General features: G+C 62.0%; 15 protein-coding genes. 13 read left to right on the top strand and 2 right to left on the bottom strand.

Translation table 11 applies throughout. From position 1 onward, the window contains the following. Window positions 1-21: 21 nt before the first annotated feature. The 6 genes from AC3ISI_RS15130 to AC3ISI_RS15105 all read left to right on the top strand — a co-directional run bounded on the left by AC3ISI_RS15130 (window position 22) and on the right by AC3ISI_RS15105 (window position 4,850). Window positions 22-267 carry a 4Fe-4S dicluster domain-containing protein gene (locus tag AC3ISI_RS15130; protein ID WP_007946457.1) on the top strand — a complete coding sequence of 82 codons (246 nt, stop codon included), beginning with the start codon at window positions 22-24 and terminating at the stop codon, window positions 265-267. Window positions 268-493: 226 nt separating this feature from the next. Next, window positions 494-1,900 (top strand): ABC transporter substrate-binding protein, encoded by a 1,407-nt coding sequence (locus tag AC3ISI_RS15125; protein WP_489332647.1) that lies wholly within the window; start codon window positions 494-496, stop codon window positions 1,898-1,900. Between the two features lie 70 nt (window positions 1,901-1,970). Continuing rightward, window positions 1,971-2,753: an ABC transporter permease gene (locus AC3ISI_RS15120; protein ID WP_489332646.1), complete on the top strand. Its 783-nt coding sequence runs from the start codon at window positions 1,971-1,973 to the stop codon at window positions 2,751-2,753. After that, a complete protein-coding gene (locus AC3ISI_RS15115; RefSeq protein ID WP_489332645.1) occupies window positions 2,753-3,601 on the top strand; it encodes an ABC transporter ATP-binding protein in 849 nt (282 codons plus the stop codon). The genes AC3ISI_RS15120 and AC3ISI_RS15115 overlap by 1 nt, the downstream gene beginning before the upstream one ends. Further along, window positions 3,598-4,560, top strand: coding sequence for a HEAT repeat domain-containing protein (locus AC3ISI_RS15110; RefSeq protein ID WP_489332644.1), 963 nt, complete (start codon window positions 3,598-3,600; stop codon window positions 4,558-4,560). Before AC3ISI_RS15115 ends, AC3ISI_RS15110 begins: the two co-directional genes overlap by 4 nt. Next, entirely contained in the window at window positions 4,557-4,850 is a 294-nt protein-coding gene (locus AC3ISI_RS15105; protein WP_489332643.1) for a DUF971 domain-containing protein, read from the top strand. Before AC3ISI_RS15110 ends, AC3ISI_RS15105 begins: the two co-directional genes overlap by 4 nt. A gap of 92 nt (window positions 4,851-4,942) precedes the next feature. Here the strand turns inward: AC3ISI_RS15105 and AC3ISI_RS15100 are convergent, their stop codons facing one another. Together AC3ISI_RS15100 and AC3ISI_RS15095 are read right to left on the bottom strand one after the other, a co-directional pair. Next, window positions 4,943-5,680, bottom strand: a complete 738-nt coding sequence (locus tag AC3ISI_RS15100) for a TorF family putative porin (protein WP_489332642.1) — start codon at window positions 5,678-5,680, stop codon at window positions 4,943-4,945. Between the two features lie 106 nt (window positions 5,681-5,786). Beyond that, window positions 5,787-7,529 (bottom strand): amidohydrolase, encoded by a 1,743-nt coding sequence (locus AC3ISI_RS15095; protein WP_489332641.1) that lies wholly within the window; start codon window positions 7,527-7,529, stop codon window positions 5,787-5,789. 103 nt (window positions 7,530-7,632) lie between these two features. Between AC3ISI_RS15095 and AC3ISI_RS15090 the strand changes: the two genes are divergently transcribed. The 7 genes from AC3ISI_RS15090 to AC3ISI_RS15060 all read left to right on the top strand — a co-directional run bounded on the left by AC3ISI_RS15090 (window position 7,633) and on the right by AC3ISI_RS15060 (window position 19,417). Continuing rightward, a complete protein-coding gene (locus AC3ISI_RS15090) occupies window positions 7,633-8,550 on the top strand; it encodes a LysR family transcriptional regulator (RefSeq protein ID WP_489332640.1) in 918 nt (305 codons plus the stop codon). Between the two features lie 38 nt (window positions 8,551-8,588). Continuing rightward, a complete protein-coding gene (gene lexA, locus AC3ISI_RS15085) occupies window positions 8,589-9,206 on the top strand; it encodes a transcriptional repressor LexA (protein ID WP_489332639.1) in 618 nt (205 codons plus the stop codon). Continuing rightward, the gene (gene imuA, locus AC3ISI_RS15080; RefSeq protein WP_489332638.1) at window positions 9,206-9,823 is read left to right on the top strand and encodes a translesion DNA synthesis-associated protein ImuA; all 618 of its coding nucleotides are present in this window, start codon (window positions 9,206-9,208) and stop codon (window positions 9,821-9,823) included. Before lexA ends, imuA begins: the two co-directional genes overlap by 1 nt. Window positions 9,824-9,830: 7 nt before the next feature. Further along, on the top strand, window positions 9,831-11,246 hold the full coding sequence (locus tag AC3ISI_RS15075) for a Y-family DNA polymerase (protein WP_489332637.1): 1,416 nt from the start codon (window positions 9,831-9,833) through the stop codon (window positions 11,244-11,246). Further along, complete coding sequence (locus AC3ISI_RS15070) at window positions 11,222-14,320, top strand: error-prone DNA polymerase (RefSeq protein WP_489332636.1); 3,099 nt, start codon at window positions 11,222-11,224, stop codon at window positions 14,318-14,320. Before AC3ISI_RS15075 ends, AC3ISI_RS15070 begins: the two co-directional genes overlap by 25 nt. Before the next feature lie 273 nt (window positions 14,321-14,593). Next, on the top strand, window positions 14,594-16,705 hold the full coding sequence (locus tag AC3ISI_RS15065) for a hybrid sensor histidine kinase/response regulator (RefSeq protein ID WP_489332635.1): 2,112 nt from the start codon (window positions 14,594-14,596) through the stop codon (window positions 16,703-16,705). Window positions 16,706-16,780: 75 nt separating this feature from the next. Beyond that, the gene (locus AC3ISI_RS15060) at window positions 16,781-19,417 is read left to right on the top strand and encodes an excinuclease ABC subunit UvrA (RefSeq protein ID WP_489332634.1); all 2,637 of its coding nucleotides are present in this window, start codon (window positions 16,781-16,783) and stop codon (window positions 19,415-19,417) included. Window positions 19,418-19,475: the final 58 nt, after the last annotated feature.

The following is a 19,475-nucleotide window of genomic DNA, read 5'->3' as shown; positions in this document are numbered from 1 at the left end:
CACTAAAAGAGAGACCGCCCAATGGCCTATCAACCCCAGGAAATCTTCTTCCGCTCCAACGCACCGGTCACGGTCGACGAGGATCTTTGCATCGCCCACAAAGGTTGCACGGTGTGCGTCGACGTCTGCCCAATGGACCTGCTGGCGATCAACCCGGCCACGCAAAAAGCCTACATGGCCTTCGACGAATGCTGGTACTGCATGCCCTGTGAGAAGGACTGCCCGACCGGGGCGGTGAAAGTTGAGATCCCTTACCTATTGCGCTGACTGGCAGGACGCCTTCGCGAGCAGGCTCGCTCCCACAGGGAAATGCATTCCAACATGGAAATTCAATCTAAAGGTGGGAGCGAGCCTGCTCGCGAAGAGGCCAGCCCAAACAACAAAAAGCCATCCGGCAACACCGGACGCCTGATTCAAGACACCCCTCGTTTCCCACCACGCCCTGATCGTGGCGGAGACGAACATCCTATAAATGATTCGAGGGGAAACACCTATGTTGTTGCGTGCAGCATTAGCCGGTCTGGTACTGGCCTCATTTACCCTGTCGGCTTCGGCCGAAACCATCCGCATTGCCATCGGCACTCAAGACACCACGATCAACTGCGCCGCCGGCGGGCTGCTGATACGTGAGCTTGGCCTGCTCGACAAATACCTGCCTCACGACGGCCAGTACAAAGACGCGAAATACGAGGTCGAGTGGAAGAACTTCACCAGCGGGGCACCGCTGACCAACGAAATGGTTGCCGGCAAACTGGACTTCGGCGCCATGGCCGATTTTCCCGGCTCGTTCAATGGCGTGGCATTCGAAACCGCCGGTAAGCACAGCCTGTTTATCAGTGTGCTGTCGGGCAGCATCAAGGGCAGCGGCAACGGCATCGTGGTACCGAGCGCTTCGGGCGTGCAGTCGCTGGCGGAGTTGAAGGGCAAGACCATTTCCGTGCCGTTCGCCTCGACGGCCCATGGCATGTTGCTGCGCGCCGTGGCCGCTCAGGGTTGGGACCCGCTCAAGGATGTGAACATCATCGCCCAACCGCCAGAAGTCGCAGGCTCGGCGTTGCAGGCCGGGAAGATCGACGCGCATGCCGACTTCGTGCCGTTCGCCGAACTGTTCCCGAGCCGTGGTTTCGCGCGCAAGATTTACGACGGTGCCCAAGCCAATGCGCCGACGTTCCATGGCGCGTTGGTGGATCAGGCCTATGCGAAGAAGTACCCGGAAATCGTTGTCGCTTATCTGCGGGCGAGCATCGAGGCCAACCAGCTACTCGCCGCTGAACCGGAGAAGTACAGCGAGTTGATCGCCAAAGTCACCGGGGTCGATGCCGAGGTCAATTACCTGTTCCACGGGCCGCTGGGCGTGCAAACCCGCGACCTGAGCTGGAAGCCGGAATACCGTCAGGCAGTCGGCACCGCCATCGACACCCTCAAGCTGTTGAAGAAGGCTGATCGTGGCCTCGATCTGAACACCTTTATCGACGATCAATACATCCGCGCCGCCTTCAAGGCTTCGAACCTCGATTACACCGCGCAACTGGCCAACTACGCACAGACGCCGTTGAAAGCCGTGGATGCAACCAACGGGAAGGCGATTACTGACTTTAACCATGTGGCGGAAATCTGGGTGCGCGGCGAGCCCAAAGTCCGTCAATACGCCTCGGCACAGGCGGCGTTTACCGCGTTGGCCAGCCTCAAGCAGGAAGGCAAAAACATCCGCGCGGTGTATGCCCAGGCCAGCGACAGCGGGATCAAGTTGCTGGCGGATCAGGCGTGGTTTGCCAGCGATGCGAAAGGGCAGTTCAGTGCGTTCCTGCTCAAAGGCCAGGCCCAGCAATTCGCCACGGCCCAGGGCGGGAAAGTATTCGACTTTACCGAAGCCACCACCCAGGCCGTAGCCGCCCGCTAATCCCAAACACACCGCAAATCCCTGTGGGAGCGAGCCTGCTCCCACAGGGTTTCGGTTGAGAGGATGATCTATGTTCCGATCCATAACACGCTGGATCCCCAGAGCCGCTTCGCTGCTGCTCTGCCTCCTGTTTTGGCAACTTGCCGCCAGCCACCACTGGAACCTCGGCCTGGTCACCTTCGCCAACGTCCCGACACCACTCGCCGTCATCCAGGCTGCATTCGGACTCGGCGACTCCGGCAAACTCGCCCAACACCTGAGCAGCAGCCTCAGCCGCGTCTTCGCTGGTTACCTCGCCGCGCTGATCGTCGGCATTGCCCTGGGCCTGGCCATCGGCCGCTCGAAATGGGCTGAAGATCTACTGCTGCCGCCCCTGGAAGTCCTGCGCCCGATTCCCGCCGTTGCCTGGATTCCATTGGCGATCCTGATGTTCCCGTCCTCTGAACTGTCGATGGTCTTCATCACCTTCACCGGGGCGCTGTTCCCGATCCTGCTCAACACCGTGCACGGCGTCGAAGGCGTCGACCCACGCCTGATCGCCTCAGCCAGAAGCCTGGGGGCAGGGAGGCGGGCGATTCTGTTGGAGGTGATCCTGCCTGGCGCCGCGCCAAGCATCATCACGGGCCTGGCCATCGGCATGGGCACTTCATGGTTCTGCCTGGTCACCGCCGAAATGATCTCCGGGCAATACGGTATCGGCTATTACACCTGGGAGTCGTACACCATTCAGAATTATGCCGACATCGTGGTCGGCATGTTGCTGATCGGTGTGCTGGGGATGGGCAGCAGCCTGCTGATCAAACGTCTCGGCGAGCTGTTCACGCCCTGGCACCGACCACGAGGAAAAGCCTGATGAGCGTGATGCAAACCCCGGAAGGGCGGATCGATATTCGCCAGTTGTCCATTGTTCTCGGCGACGGCGCACACGCTTTTGAAGCCGTGCAAGGTCTGGATTGCCAGATTGAAGCGGGGCAGTTCGTGTGCATTCTTGGGCCCTCCGGTTGCGGCAAGTCGACATTGCTCGGCGCGCTGGCCGGGCACCTGCAACCGCGTGCTGGCAGCCTTAAGGTCGATGGTACGCCAGTGTCGGGCCCGTCGCCGCAACGTGGCATGGTGTTCCAGCATCACACGTTGTTCCCTTGGCGAACCGTGCGCGACAACGTCGCCTTCGGCCTGAAAATGCGTGGCATCGGCAAGGTCGAACGTCATCGCGCCGCTGATGAAATCCTTGCTTTGGTGGGGCTTGAAGGTTTTGCCGAGCGCTTGCCGGACCAGCTCTCCGGCGGGATGCAGCAACGGGTGGAAATCGCCCGGGTGCTGATCAATCGTCCGCGCCTGTTGCTGATGGACGAACCTTTCGGCGCGCTCGATGCGCTGACCCGCTTGAACATGCAGGAACTGCTGCTGGACATCTGGACGCGAATCCGCACCACCGTGGTGTTCGTCACCCACGACATCGACGAAGCGCTGTTTCTCGCCGATCGCCTGCTGGTGATGAGCTCGCGCCCGGGCCGGATTATCGAAGACCTGCGCTTCGACTTTCCTCGGCCACGCACCACTGAGCTGGTGACGAGCCCTGAATTTTCCCGCTTGAAGCGCCATTGCCTTGAGTTGCTGCGTCACGAAGACGGTCGGCAGTTACCGCGCCTGAACCCTCTCGGACTTCCCCCTGAAAACAAACTGCCGCGATTTGCCCTATGACCTCACTATTCGATGTAACCGATAACGACGAGATTCTCATCCTGCAACCGCGCCTGACCGATGAAGATCCCGGTGTGCGGCGCATTGCACTGATCGAGCTGGCCGACCTCGAAGAACCGGACGGCTTGCTGTGGCTGGTCAATCGGCTGGCGCAAGACTCGGCCGAAGATGTCCGCGCCGAAGCCGCGCGCTTGCTCGAAGCCTGGGAGGAGGAATCCGTGGTCGAGGCGTTGTGCCAGGCGCTGACCGATCCCTCATTGGCCGTGCAAGCGGCCGCGACGCAAAGCCTGAGCCTGCTCAAGAGTGAAGCCGCGGGCCGGGTGATTCTGCCGTGGACCGGGCATGCCGAGGCCAGCGTGCGCATTGCCGCGTTCAGGGCATTGCGCGAGTTGCGTTTCCCCCAAGCCGCCGCTGCCGCTTTAGCCGCGTTGGAGGATTTAGACGCCAGCGTGCGTCGCGAGGCGGTGGGGGTACTGGGCTGGCTCAAGCAACTCGATGCGTTGCCGGCGTTGGCGAAATTGGCCAGCGCCGACCCGGACACCGAAGTCCGCCGCGCCGCCACCGGTGCCCTCGGTCTGGCCTCTGACGCTCAAGTGCTGCCGGCGCTGCGCCAGGCCTTGCAAGACGGCGCTTGGCAAGTGCGTGAAGAAGCCGCGACCACGTTGGGCAAAGTCGGCCACATTGATGCGGGCAGTGCACTGGTCGCAGCCTTGAGCGACGACTATTGGCAAGTGCGCCTGCGTGCCACTCGCAGTCTCGGTCGATTGCGCTACGCCCCGGCCCTTGAAGCCTTGATCGAAACCCTCGGCCACCGCATCAGCAACCTGCGCAAGGAAGCCGCGCTGGCCCTTGGTGAGTTGAACGATAAAGGCGCCATCGCTGCCTTGCAGGCCGTGCAAGACGACGGCGACCCGGAAGTGCGCAAAGCCGTACGCATTGCCTTGAGTCAACTGCTATGAACCCGGTGGCGGTGGGTAATTCCCAGGGTAAACAGCAGCTGCGATTGAACTGGCCGGATGGGCGTGAGCAGTGGCTGGATCATGCGGAACTGCGGCGTCAGTGCCCGTGCTCGCAGTGCCGGGCGTTTCGATTGCAAGGGCTGACGGTGAAGGTTGATCCGCGCATCCGCGTGGTCGAGTTGAATCCCCAGGGCTACGGCCTGCAACTGATTTTCAGCGACGGCCACGAACGCGGCATCTACCCGTGGCCCTTCCTGGCACAACTCACTCCTGAATCTATACATATCTAATAATGAAATGGCTACCCCCGCCTCTCCCTGTGAAAGCTTAGCGATCACAGGGAGAGGCGGGGGCAGCCATTTCATTAGGGGATGTGGGTGGGTCAGAAGGACTTGCTGACACTCGCCACCACGGTGGCGCTGCACAGGTCGTCGTAGCCCCAGTTACTGGTGCATTGGCTTTTCGACAGGTCGGTGTCGATGTAGCTCAGGCCCAGCAACACCCCGGCCAGTTCGTGGGTCAGTTTGACTTCCCATTCGCGGTACGACTCTTCGCCATGGCCCGAGCTTGTGAACATGCGCGGGTCCTTGAAGTCCATGTTGCCGTAGCGCAGTTTCAGGCCCGTGTCGTACGGCAGTTGGGTTTCATAACCGACATAGGTGTACAGCGAGTTCTGCTTGCTATCGATGCCCGGCGCATCGTCGGAGTAATAGGCGCCGAGTTTCACACCGTAGACGCTGAGAATGCTGTATACCTCACTCTGGTTGAACTCGCTATCTTTGGGGTACGTGTACCTGAGGTAGCCGAGGTCCAGGTTGACGGCGTCGGTGGCTTCCCAGAACCAACCGGCGTAGTAGTCGAGTTCCTGACGGGTTTTCAGGCCGCCGCCGAAGTCGACGTTCGAGGTCCAGGCGCCCACGTACAAACCCGTGCTGTGGGTCAGCGTGGCACCGGCCTGCACGGCAGGGTCATTGAGTGTTTGCGAAATGCCACGGGTGCGGTAATCACTCGCCAGGGTCAAGTCCACCAGTACGGAAAAGTCGTCATTCAAGACGATGGCCTGGCTGCTCAACGGCAGCAGACTCAAGGAACCGAGGGCGAACAGGGTGAAAGCTTTCATGAGTACAGTCCCGATATTGTGATTGTTATGGGCAGTTTTTGCGGCAAAGCTGCGCCGAACCCCGGCGACGAGCGCGGGGGCGGGCAGCGGATCGAGCGGATTTTTATTAGAGGGTCGGTGCGTAGACTTCGCGCCCGGCGAACCAGGTTTGCAGCACTTGGGTATCGCTCAGGGCTTTGTTGTCGACAGTGAAGACGTCGCGGTCCAGCACGATGAAGTCAGCTTGCTTGCCTGGGGTCAAGGAACCGATCTGCTTCTCCAGCCCGATGGTGCGCGCGGCGTTCACGGTATAGGCGTAGAACATCGTTTCGCGGTCCACGGCTTCTTTGATGTTCAGCACGCCCAGCGGGCCGACACGGGTGATGGCCTGGGCCATGGCGTTCCATGGGTTGGGCGAAGACACTGGCCAGTCACTCGCACCCGCGATGGTCGCGCCCTGTTTGAGCAGCGAATGCGCCGGGTATTGATAGCGGAAGGCGAGGGCGCTGACGTAAGGCTTGATCATGTCCGTGGTGTAATCGTCGGCCGACGCCCACAGCAGTTGCATCGAGGCGATGACGTCCAGCGGTTTGAACCGCGCAAACTCTTTCGGGTTGACGATTTGCAGGTGCGTAATCGAGTGCGTCACGCCGCTCTGGCGATCCTTGCGCGCCTGTTCGATGCCGTTCAGCGACTCTCGCACCGCGCGGTCGCCGATGGCATGGATGTGCACCAGCCAGCCACGCTGGTCGATGGCGCTGACCAGTTCGCCGAAATGCTTCGGATCGATCAGCAATTCGCCCTGTTTGTGCGAGTTGTTGTAAGGGTCGATCATCGCCGCGCTTTGCGCCGGGAATTCGATCACGCCGTCGGCGAAGATCTTGACGCCAGGCAGGGTCAGGTTGGGGATGCCCTGAAATTGCTGGCGAACCTTGTCCAGCGTATCGAGATCGGCCGGTACGCTTTTCGGGTTGGCCACCAACAGGGCGGCTACGTGGACGCTCATGCCGCCGGTTTCGGCCAGGGCCTTATAGGCCGGCAACACGCCGACAGTTTTTTCCGTGGGCTTGAGCGCGAACAGCGGCTCGCCGGGCGCGGCATTGGCGGCGGGGTCCATCCACGCGGTGATGCCGAAGCTGTTGTTGTAGCGCACGGCCGATTGGGCGGCCTTGAGCATATCGGCGGTGCTCGGCACGGGCATTTTCGAGGACACCCGGTCCCAACCGGCATCCACCAGGAAGCCGTTGGGGGTGCCATCGGCACGTTTGCCAATGGTGTCCGCTTCGGCGGCGGGCAATGACTTGAGCAACGCGGCATCAATCCCGGCACGCTTGAGCATGAAGTCGTTGGCCCAGGCCGTGTGGTGGTCGCTGCCGGTGAACACCACGGGCACGTTGGCCCATTCGCCGTTGTTGAATTTTTTGCCCAAGTCTTCGGCCTTGGCCCAATACACCGAACTCATGCCGGCGATGGTCAACACATCGCCGTGTTTGGCCTTGCCGTCGTCACGCCAGCCGCGCAGGCGTTTTTCCAGTTCGTCGAGCTCGACCACCTCGTCTTCCATGTTGGCCGAGACCATTTCCAGACCGCCGAAAATCGCGTGGGAATGGGTGTCGATCAGGCCCGGCATCAGGGTTTTACCGCCGAGGTCGACCACTTTGGTGTCGGGCGTGATCAAGGCTTTGATCTGCGCATCGCTGCCGACTTGCAGCACCTTGCCATCCTGTACCGCCAGCGCCTGTGCCTTCGGTTGGGCACGGTCGGCGGTGAAAATCTTGCCATTGATCAGCACCAGATCGGTGGCGGCCATGGCTTCCATCGAGGCAAAACTAACTGCGGCCATCAACAGATTCGGGATGAATCTTTTCATTGAATGTTTCCTTGTTATTGCGTCTGATGGCCAGATTAGTGGCTGCTGGTGTGCAGCAGAACGCCTTCCTCACGAAAAACGTTTTTGCCGGAATGGAAAAAGTATGGACAAGTTGGGCGCATTGAAAATGTTCGTGGTCACGGCGCAACTGGGCAGTTTCAGCCGCGCCGCCGAGCAACTGGGCAAGACGCCGTCGGCCCTGACCAAAGCGGTCAACCACCTGGAGGCCGAACTCGGCGCCCGCTTGTTCGAGCGCAGCACCCGGCGAATTCTGCTGACCGAATCCGGGCGGCTCTATCTGGAAACCGCGCGCCAGGTGTTGCAGCGGCTGGAGGAAGCCGGCGAGGAAATCGAGCAGTTGCAGCATGGCCTGCGCGGCAACCTGAAAATCACCGCGCCACTGGCTTATGGGCAGGCGTTTCTCGATCAGGTGTGTGGCGGGTTTCTGGAGCAATACCCGCAGATCAATCTGCAGGTGGACCTGTGTGACGAGTTCGTCAATTTGCTGGAAAGCGGCTACGACCTGGCGTTGCGCGAAGGCCATGACGACTTGCCGGGGCTGATCGCCCGCGTGGTCGGCAGTAATCGCCTGGCGCTGTGCGGCAGCCCCGCCTATCTGGCGCGTAAAACATTGCCCGTCACCCCGCAGACCCTCGATGAGCACGAGTGGTTGCTGTATCGCCATCCGCTGCTCAGCCGCGAATTCTGGTGGGTCGAGCGTGACGGGCAACGCCTGAGCCTGCCGCAGCCGCCAAATCCGCGGTTGCGCAGCGACAATTACGACCTGTTGCTGGCCAACGCCCTGGCCGGGCGCGGCTTGTTGCACACGCCGCTTTGGAGTGCCGCGCCGTACCTCGCCGATGGCCGGTTGGTGCAGCTGATGGCTGACTACGACATCGACCCGGACAGCTTTGGCCCGCACATTCTGGCGGTGTACCCGAGCCATCGGCGGGCGACCGCGAAAGTGCTGGCGTTTATCGATTACATCGCAGGGTTTTTGGCGTCTCGTGGTTTGAGCTGATTGGCGGTCCTTGCCAGGAAAATGCCAAAAGAGTACAAATGTACTCCATGACGACTCTAACTCCCCGCCGTACCGCCATCCTGACCTTTATCCGCGACCGAATCGCGGAGCACGGCCAGTCCCCGAGCCTCGCTGAAATCAGCGAGGCCTTTGGTTTTGCCTCCCGCAGCGTGGCGCGCAAGCATGTGCTGGCGCTGACCGAGGCCGGTTTCATCGAGGTCAATCCCCATCAGGCTCGGGGCATCCGTTTGCTCGGGCAACCGGCGCGGCCCGAGTTGCTGGACATTCCGGTGCTCGGCCGGGTGGCTGCAGGTGCGCCTATCGGCGCCGATGCCGAAGTGCACAGCCGCTTGCTGCTGGATCCGTCGATCTTCTCGCGGGTGCCGGATTACATGCTGCGGGTTCAGGGCGATTCGATGATCGGGGACGGCATTCTCGACGGCGATCTGGTGGGCGTGCGGCGCAACCCGGAAGCGCTCAATGGCCAGATCGTGGTGGCGCGACTGGACGGTGAAGTCACCATCAAACGTTTCGAGCGGACCGGCGACACGGTTCGCCTGTTGCCGCGCAACCCGGCGTATCAGCCGATCATCGTGCAGCCCGATCAGGACCTCGCCATTGAAGGGGTGTTCTGCGGTCTGGTGAGGCAAGGGTGATGGGCGCCGTCGTTGCGCTGGATACGCTGTTCAATGGCGGCCAGGTCTGGAAGGGCCGGCCTGCGCCACCGGCCGTCAGCCCGCAACCCACCGGGCATGCCGCGCTGGATGCAGCGTTGCCCACCGGTGGCTGGCCGGAAGCGGCGCTGACCGAAATTCTCCTGGCCGGGCAGGGCGTAGGTGAATTGCAGCTGGTGTGGCCGGCGCTGGCGCGGTTGTCGGCGGCGGGTGAGCGCATCGTGCTGGTGGCGCCGCCGTACGTGCCGTACCCGCAAGCGTGGCAGAACGCCGGGGTCGATCTGCGCCAGCTGTCGATCATCCAGGCCAGCGAGCGCGATGCCTTATGGGCCGCAGAACAATGCCTGCGCTCCGGCAGTTGCGGCGCTGTGCTGTGCTGGCCGCACAAGGCCGATGATCGTGCGTTGCGCCGGTTGCAGGTGGCAGCGGAAACCGGTTCGACCCTGGCATTCGCCTACCGCTCGATCCATGAAGCGATCAACCCTTCACCTGCGGCGTTGCGCATTGCCATCGATGCCAAACCTGCGCAATTACGCGTGCTCAAGTGCCGGGGCGGGCTAGCACGTTCGGCGCCGATTGCCTTCCCCGTGGGGCATTGAGGTTGCCATGCGCTGGGTCTGTATTCTCTTCCCGCAATTGGCGCTGGACGCGGTACTGCGTCAGCGTCCCGATCCTGATGAGCCGCTGGCACTGCTGACCGGCCCGGCGCAGCGTCGGGTGTTGCAAGCGGTCAACGCGTCGGCGCGGGCGCTGGGCTTGCGTCCGGGGCAGTCGATGACCGCCGCGCAGGCTTTGAGCAAAGGCTTTGCCACGGCCGAATACGATGCCGCCGAGATCGAGCACTGGCAGCAGTTTCTGGCGGCGTGGGCCTATCGGTTCAGCTCTCAGGTCAGCGTGCATTACCCGCGTGCCGTGGTGTTTGAAATCGAATCCAGCCTGGGCTTGTTCGGGCCGTGGCCAGCGTTTGAGGCGCGGTTGCGCGCCGAGCTCGGCGAGCTGGGTTTTCGCCACCGCATCGTCGCTGCGCCCAACCCGGTGGCCGCGCGGGTGCTGGCCAACGTGTATGACGGGCTGGTGGTGCCGGACAACGACGCCTTGCAGCACCATCTCGGGCAATTGCCCATCGATCGGATCGCGTTGGAACCGATGGTTGCCACGGCGTTATCGCGCATGGGCTTGCGCACCTTGAGCCAGGTGCAGGCGCTGCCGCGACAGAGTCTGGCCCGGCGTTTCGAAGCCCAGGTGCTCAAGCATCTGGACACGTTGACGGGGGAGCGGCGACTGGCTCTGGCGTTCTACCTGCCGCCGGACCGTTTCGACGTGCGCATTGAACTCAACTTCGACGTGCAGTCGCATCAGGCGTTGCTGTTCCCGCTGCGGCGGTTGACCGGCGATCTGTCGGCCTTTCTCTGTGGGCGGGACAGCGGCGTGCAGCGTTTCGACCTGCACCTGGAACACGCCGGCTTGCCGGACTCGGTGATCAAGGTCGGCCTGCTCAGCGCTGAACGCGATCCAGCGATGCTCTTCGAACTGGCCCGGGGGCGACTGGAACAGGTTCAGGTCGAAGCCCCGGTGCGTGGTTTTCGGCTGCGTGCCGAAGACTTGCCGAGCTTCGTCCCGCAGTATCAGGAATTATTCGACGACCGCCCGCAGCAATCCTTGCCGTGGGAGCAACTGCGTGAACGGTTGCGTGCGCGGCTCGGCGATGAGGCGGTGCACGGCTTGCGCTTCCAGGCCGATCACCGGCCAGAGTGTGCGTGGCAGGCGCGGGTCGACCATCAACTGTGCGCGGGGTTGCCGGGTGTGCAGCGTCCGGGCTGGTTGCTGACGGAACCGCAGGCTATCCACGAAGGCTCGACCCGCATCCTCATGGGCCCGGAACGCATTGAATCCGGCTGGTGGGACGGCGCCGACGTACGCCGCGATTACTACCTCATCGAAACCCGCTCCGGCCAGCAGGGCTGGGCGTATCGGGCGGTGGGTGAGGGCGGTCCGCTGTGGCTGCAAGGCTGGTTCGCATGAGCGTCGGGTATGCCGAGTTGCACTGCCTGTCGAACTTCAGCTTCCAGCGTGGTGCTTCCAGTGCCCTCGAACTCTTTCAGCGGGCGAAAAAGCACGGTTATGAAGCGCTGGCGATCACCGACGAATGCACCCTGGCCGGCATCGTCCGCGCCTGGCAAGCGGCCAAAGCGGTGGAGTTGCCACTGATTATCGGCAGCGAAATCCGCATCGAGAACGGCCCGAAACTGGTGCTGCTGGTGGAGAACCTTGAGGGTTACCAAACCCTGTGCCGGCTGATTACCCGGGCACGACGCCGTACGCAAAAAGGCCAGTATCAGGTGCTGCGCGAAGATTTCAGCGAACCAATGCCGGGGCTGTTGGTGTTGTGGGTGCCGGACGCTTTTGATGGCTTCGAACAGGGCCGCTGGCTGCAACAGACCTTCGCCGAACGCCTGTGGCTGAGCGTCCAGTTGCATCGAGGCCAGGACGATACCCGGCGCCTGAACGCGTTGCTGGCCCTGGCGCGGGAGTTACGGATTCCTGCGGTGGCCAGCGGCGATGTGCACATGCACACCCGTGGCCGCCGGGCCTTGCAGGACACCATGACCGCGATCCGTCATCACCTGCCGGTGGCCGAAGCCGGGCTGCGCCTTCACCCCAATGGCGAGCGGCATGTGCGCAGCCAGGAGGTGTTGCAATCGATCTACCCACAGGCCTTGCTCGATGAAACGTTGACCATTGCCCGGCGTTGCACCTTCGACCTTGGCCAGTTGCGTTATCAGTACCCGCGGGAATTGGTGCCGCAAGGCCACAGCGCCGATTCCTGGCTGCGCGAACTGACTGAACGCGGCATTCGCGAGCGCTGGCCCCAAGGGGCGAGCGAGAAAGTGCGGAGGCTGATCAACAAGGAACTGGGGCTGATTGCCGAGCTAGGCTACGAAAGTTATTTCCTGACCGTTCAAGACATCGTCGCCTTCGCCCGGCGCGAGAAAATTCTCTGCCAGGGCCGAGGCTCGGCGGCCAACTCGGCGGTGTGTTTCGCCTTGGGCATCACCGAGATCGATCCGGACCGGATGAACATGCTGTTTGAGCGTTTTCTCTCCAAGGAGCGCAACGAGCCGCCGGATATCGATGTGGACTTCGAACACGAACGTCGCGAAGAAGTCTTGCAGTATGTATTCCAGCGCTATGGCCGCACGCGCGCGGCGTTGACGGCGGTGGTCAGCACCTATCACGCGGCCGGCGCGGTGCGTGACGTGGCCAAGGCGTTGGGTCTGCCACCTGACCAGATCAACGCCCTGGCCGATTGCTGCGGCCACTGGAGCGATGCCACTCCGCCCGTGGAGCGTTTGCTGGAAGGCGGATTCGACCCCGAAAGCCCGGTGCTGCGTCGGGTCTTGAGCTTGACGCAACAGCTGATCGGTTTCCCCCGGCACCTGTCCCAGCACCCCGGTGGTTTCGTGATTTCCGAGCAGCCCCTGGACAGTCTGGTGCCGGTGGAAAACGCCGCCATGGCCGAGCGTACGATCATTCAGTGGGACAAGGATGATCTGGACGCAGTCGGGCTGCTCAAAGTAGATATTCTGGCGCTGGGCATGCTCAGCGCGATCCGTCGTTGTTTCGATCTGCTGCGTCGCCACCGAGGCATTGACCTGAGCCTGGCGACGATCCCGTCCGAAGATCCGGCCACCTACGACATGATTGGCCGTGCCGACACCATCGGTGTATTCCAGATCGAATCCCGGGCACAAATGTCGATGTTGCCGCGACTCAAACCGCGCAAATTTTATGATCTGGTGATCGAGGTGGCCATCGTTCGCCCCGGTCCTATCCAGGGCGGTATGGTCCATCCCTACCTGCGGCGAAGAAACAAGGAAGAGCTTGAAAGTTATCCCTCCGAAGCGTTGCGGGAGGTGCTCAAACGCACTCTCGGCGTGCCGCTGTTCCAGGAACAAGTGATGCAGATTGCCATCGTCGCCGCCGACTACAGCCCCGGCGAGGCCGATCAGTTGCGCCGTTCCATGGCGGCCTGGAAACGCCACGGCGGGCTGGAACCGCACAAGGATCGGCTGGCCGCAGGGATGAAAAAGAACGGCTACACGGCTGAGTTCGCCGCGCAGATCTTCGAACAGATCAAAGGTTTTGGCAGCTACGGGTTTCCCGAGTCCCACGCCGCCAGTTTCGCCTTGCTGACCTACGCCAGTTGCTGGCTCAAATGCCACGAACCCGCGGCCTTCGCGTGTGCGCTGATCAACAGCTGGCCGATGGGTTTCTACAGCCCGGACCAGATTCTCCAGGACGCGCGCCGGCATCATTTGCAGATTCGCCCGGTGGATGTGCGTGCCAGTGACTGGGATTGCAGCCTGGAGCCGATGGCCGGTGCGCAACCGGCGATTCGCATGGGGTTGCGGATGATCAAGGGCTTTCGCGAAGACGATGCCCGGCGCATCGAAGCGGCGCGCTCGGGTGGGGTGTTTGTCGACATCGCCGACCTCGGCGAACGTGCGCGACTCGATGCCCGCGCTCAGGAACAACTGGCCGATGCCGGCGCACTGCGGGGGTTGGCCGGTGACCGGCATCGGGCGCGCTGGGAGGTGGCGGGGGTGCAAAAGCAACTCGGCTTGTTTGTCGGTCTGCCGAGTCAGGAAGAGGACGTCGTGTCGTTGCCCAAACCCACTGTCGGCGAAGACCTGCAAGCCGATTACGCCAGTGTCGGCACCACCCTCGGCCCGCATCCGCTGGCGTTACTGCGCGGTGAACTGAAAGCCCGGCGCTGTCGCAGTTCGAAAGAACTGATGGCGGTCGAACACGGGCGCCCGGTCAGCGTCGCAGGCCTGGTGACGGGGCGGCAACGTCCGGGCACCGCCAGTGGGGTGACCTTTGTGACCCTGGAAGACGAGTTCGGCAACGTCAACGTGGTGGTCTGGCGCGACTTGGCCGAAAGGCAACGCCAGGTGCTGGTCGGCTCGCAATTGCTCAAGGTCGATGGCCGCTGGGAAAAGGAAGGCGAGGTTCGCCACCTGATTGCCGGACGCTTGAGCGACCTGAGCTCATTGCTGGACGGCATCAGCGTACGCAGCCGGGATTTCCGCTGAATGCGAAAATTGTGTCTACCGCAGATCCCCCTGTGGGAGTGAGCCTGCTCGCGATAGCGGTGTGTCATTAAACATTTATGCCAACTGACACACCGCTATCGCGAGCAGGCTCGCTCCCACAATGGACCAGGGTGTCTGCAGAAGGCCCCAAGAATCAGCTAACCTCTATGAAACCATTGACGTCGGCGACGCTCGAAACAAACGGGCCCACACCGTCCTCATGTCGTTGCGACCCCCTAAGTCAATTCACTTACAGGGACTCAGAGCCAGTCGATGCAGTTTTTAGATGAAAGCCACGGGTGTACCGGCTGGTCCGGCGAAATGGCCGGGCGTATTCGTGCGTTCGACTGGTGCCAGACCGAACTTGGCCGTCTCGACACTTGGCCCGCGAGCCTGTGCAGTGCGGTGCAATTGATGCTCGCCTCGCCACTGCCGATGGTGATGCTGTGGGGGCGCGCCGGGCACATGATCTACAACGATGCCTACTCCAAATTCGCCGGTGGCCGCCATCCTTACCTGTTGGGAGTCCCGGTGGAAATGGGCTGGCCGGAAGTCGCCGAATTCAATCGGAACGTGGTCGATACCTGTCTGGCGGGTGGCACCTTGTCCTATCGCAATAAAGAGCTGGTGTTGCTGCGCGACGGTATCCCCGAAGATGTCTGGCTGGACCTCTATTACAGCCCGGTGGCTAATGATGACGGCAAGCCCGCCGGGGTCATGGCGATGGTGGTCGAAACCACGGAGCATGTCATTTCCGAACGCCGCCGTCAGACCGCCGAAGACGCCTATCGCGCCGACAACGAACGGGTGCGCCTGGCACTCAATGCCGGGGCTTTGCTCGGCTCGTTCGTCTGGGACATCAAGGCCAACAGACTTTCCGGCGACGAGCGCTTCGCCCGTACCTTCTCCTTTTCCGCTGATCAGGATCTGGCCGACCTGCCCCCGGATGTCGCCGAAGCCAGGATCCACCCCGACGACCTCAGTTGGGTGCAGGAACAGGTCAATCAATCGGTAGAAACCGGTGATGCCTTTAATGCGGAGTATCGGGTGCTGCGCCCGGATGGCAGTTATCTCTGGGTGCAAGCGAGTGGCTGTTGCGAGTTTAACGAACAGGGCGAACCGTTCCGCTTTCCCGGCGTATTGATCGACATCCATGAACGCAAGTCTGCCGAAGAATCCTTGCTCAGGTTTACACGCAACCTGGAGCAGCGTGTCGCCGATGAAGTTGAAGCGCGGCTGGCTGCCGAAGAACAACTGCGCCAATCACAGAAACTCGAAGCCATCGGCGGCCTTACCGGTGGTGTGGCCCATGACTTCAATAACCTGTTACAGGTGATCGCCGGCAACCTGCACCTGCTGGCGCGGCACGAACCGGACAACGCCAACGTGCAGCGTCGGGTCAGTGCATCCATCGCCGCCGTAGAACGTGGCGCCAAATTGTCTTCGCAATTGCTCGCCTTCGCCCGTCGCCAGCCACTGTCGCCAGCCGTCTGCAATCCAAAGCAAGTGTTCGAAGGTCTGGGAGAAATTTTGCAGCGAGCGCTGGGTGAAACCCTGCAGATCAAAGTGAACGCCCCGGATGATCCCTGGCACATCTTTGTTGACCGCAATCAACTGGAAAACGCCATTCTCAACCTGGCAATCAATGCCCGAGATGCCATGAAAGGTGAGGGGACCATCGGTCTGAGTGCCGAGCACATCACCCTCGACCAGAAGTTTTGTGCAGGCAAGGGGATCGTGGCCGGCGACTACGTCTGCGTCGCGGTGGCGGACACCGGCATTGGCATGCCGCCACAGGTGCTTGCGCAGGCCTTCGAACCGTTTTTCACCACCAAGGCCGACGGCCAGGGCACGGGGCTGGGGTTGAGCATGGTGTTCGGCTTCGTCAAACAGAGCGGCGGGCACATCGAGATTTCCAGCACCGAGGGGCAGGGTACCCGGGTGCAGGTGTACTTTCCGCGTAGCCTGCGCCCGACACCCAGTGAAACAACGCAGCAAGATGCACAGCAGCGCGGTGGCCATGAAACCATTCTGGTGGTCGAAGACAACGAAGCAGTACGCGTCTCGGCGGTGGAGTTGCTGCGCGAAGAAGGCTATCAGGTGTTGACGGCGGCCAACGGCGACCAGGCGATGCAGATGTTGCTGGAGGGCACGGCGGTAGACCTGATTTTCACTGACGTGGTCATGCCCGGCCTGATCAAAAGTGCTGACCTGGCGGCTTGGGCCAAAGTGCAAACGCCTCCAGTGGCTGTGTTGTTCACCTCGGGCCATACCCGTGACATGATCTCGCGCAATCACCTACTCAGCCCCGACACACATTTGCTGAGCAAACCCTACGACCCCGAAGCACTGACCCGAATGGTTCGCACAGTCCTCAATGGCTGACACACCGCCATCGCGAGCAAGCTCGGCTCCCACAGGGGATTGGTGTTTTTTCTAATATCTGATTAAGGTCACTCGATGACGTCCAAGCGCACCTCCAACCCTCCCTCCGGCATGGTCAGGGTGCGCGGCGCCCGAGAGCACAACCTCAAGAACATCGACGTCGACATCCCGCGCGATGCGCTGGTGGTGTTCACCGGTGTCTCCGGCTCGGGAAAGTCTTCGCTGGCATTCTCGACGCTCTACGCCGAAGCGCAACGCCGCTATTTCGAATCCGTGGCGCCTTATGCGCGACGGCTGATCGATCAGGTCGGCGTACCCGATGTCGACTCCATTGAAGGTCTTCCACCGGCCGTGGCCCTGCAACAGCAGCGGGGCACGCCGAGCACCCGTTCTTCGGTGGGCAGCGTGACGACGTTGTCGAGCCTGATCCGCATGTTGTACTCCCGGGCCGGCAGCTATCCGCCGGGACAAGCGATGTTGTATGCCGAAGACTTCTCGCCCAACACCCCGCAAGGCGCGTGCCCGGAGTGTCATGGGTTGGGACGGGTTTACGACGTCACCGAAGCGCTGATGGTGCCCGACCCGAGCCTGACCATTCGCCAGCGCGCGGTCGCTTCCTGGCCTACGGCATGGCAAGGCCAGAACCTGCGCGACATCCTCGTGACCATGGGGTACGACGTCGATAAACCCTGGCGCGATCTGCCGAAAAAACAGCGCGACTGGATCCTCTTCACCGAAGAAACACCGACGGTGCCGGTGTATGCCGGGCTCACACCGGAGGAAACCAACGTTGCGCTCAAACGCAACATGGAGCCCAGTTATCAGGGCACTTTCACCGGCGCTCGACGCTACATCCTGCACACCTTCGCCCACTCGCAAAGTGCGCTGATGAAGAAGCGCGTTTCGCAATTCATGCTCGGCAGTCCTTGCCCGTTGTGTGACGGCAAACGGCTCAAGCGTGAGGCGTTGTCGGTGACGTTTGCAGGCTACGACATCGGTGAGTTATCGCAGATGCCGCTGCTGCAAGTGGCCGCCGTGCTGAAGCCGGTGGCGGCGCACAGTTACCTTGAGCAGGCCGAGGAGGCGGGCGACGTGTTGACCCACCGGCAAACACGTGAGGCCCGTGAAGCGCGGGTTGCCCACGGTGCCAGTGGTCATGCCAATGCGCCGGATGTGCGCCACACACCCAATTTGTCGGTGGAAAAACGCCTGGCCGCGCAACGGATCGCACAGGATTTGCTGGAGCGGGTCAGCACCCTCACGGATCTGGGCCTCGGTTACCTGGCGCTGGAACGCAGTACGCCGACGTTGTCCTCCGGCGAGTTGCAGCGACTGCGACTGGCGACGCAATTGGGCTCGCAATTGTTCGGTGTGATCTACGTTCTGGATGAACCTTCGGCCGGCCTGCACCCGGCGGACGGCGAGGCGTTGTTTGAAGCGCTGCAACGTCTGAAGGCTGCGGGCAATACGCTGTTTGTGGTTGAGCATGATCTGGAAACCATGCACCGCGCCGACTGGTTGATCGACGTTGGCCCGGCGGCGGGCGAGAACGGCGGCCAGATTCTCTACAGCGGTCCGCCGTCAGGACTGGCCGAGGTGACGAACTCGCAGACCCGCGCCTATCTGTTCGCCGAACACGTCACCGAACCGCGCGTCAGTCGAGCGGCCACCGATTGGCTGCGCCTGGAGGGGATCACCCGCAACAACCTGAACAACCTCAGCGTCGAGTTTCCGCTGGGCTGTTTTACCGCTGTAACGGGCGTGTCCGGTTCCGGTAAATCGAGCCTGGTCAGCCAGGCGCTGCTGGAGTTGGTCGGCGCCCATTTGGGACGCGCCGCCAGCGACAGCGAAGCCCAAGCGTTGAGCCTTGAGGACGATGCGCCGCAAGTCAGCGGCGGACAGGTCACGGCGGGGCTGGCATCAATCAAGCGCCTGGTGCAGGTCGATCAGAAACCCATCGGCCGCACACCGCGCTCCAATCTGGCGACCTACACCGGGCTGTTCGACAACGTGCGCAAGCTGTATGCCGCCACGCACGAGGCGCAGGCCGGGGGCTACGACGCCGGGCAGTTCTCGTTCAACGTCGCCAAGGGCCGCTGCCCGACTTGCGAAGGTGAAGGCTTTGTCAGCGTCGAATTGTTGTTCATGCCCAGTGTCTACGCGCCATGCCCGACGTGCCACGGCGCGCGCTACAACCCCGAGACACTGGCGATCACCTGGCAAGGGTTGAACATCGCGCAGGTGTTGCAGCTGACGGTGGACGAAGCGGTCGAGGTGTTCGCCGAGCAGCCGGGGATTCGCCGCTCACTAGAGGTGCTACGGGATATTGGTCTGGGTTATTTGCGCCTGGGGCAGCCAGCGACCGAGTTGTCGGGTGGTGAAGCGCAGAGGATCAAACTGGCGACCGAGCTGCAACGTAATCAGCGTGGGGCGACGTTATATGTGCTCGATGAGCCCACGACCGGTTTGCATCCACTAGATGTGGATCGGTTGCTGGAACAATTGAATACGCTGGTGGTGGCGGGGCACACGGTGATCGTGGTCGAGCATGAAATGCGCGTGGTGGCGCAGAGTGATTGGGTGATCGATATCGGGCCGGGGGCCGGGGATCAGGGCGGGAAAATCGTCGTGGCCGGCACGCCGCAGACGGTGGCTAAAAGCAAGAAAAGCAGGACTGCGCCGTTTTTGGCTCGGGTGCTTGGCAGGGGTTGATGGGTTGTTTTTGCTGGCCTCTTCGCGAGCAGGCTCGCTCTCACATTGGAAGGCGGTC

The sequence above is a fragment of the Pseudomonas sp. GL_139_B genome (genome assembly GCF_057834475.1).
The sequence above is the reverse complement of the archived record's forward strand: the minus strand, read 5'-3'. Positions and strand labels throughout refer to the sequence as shown.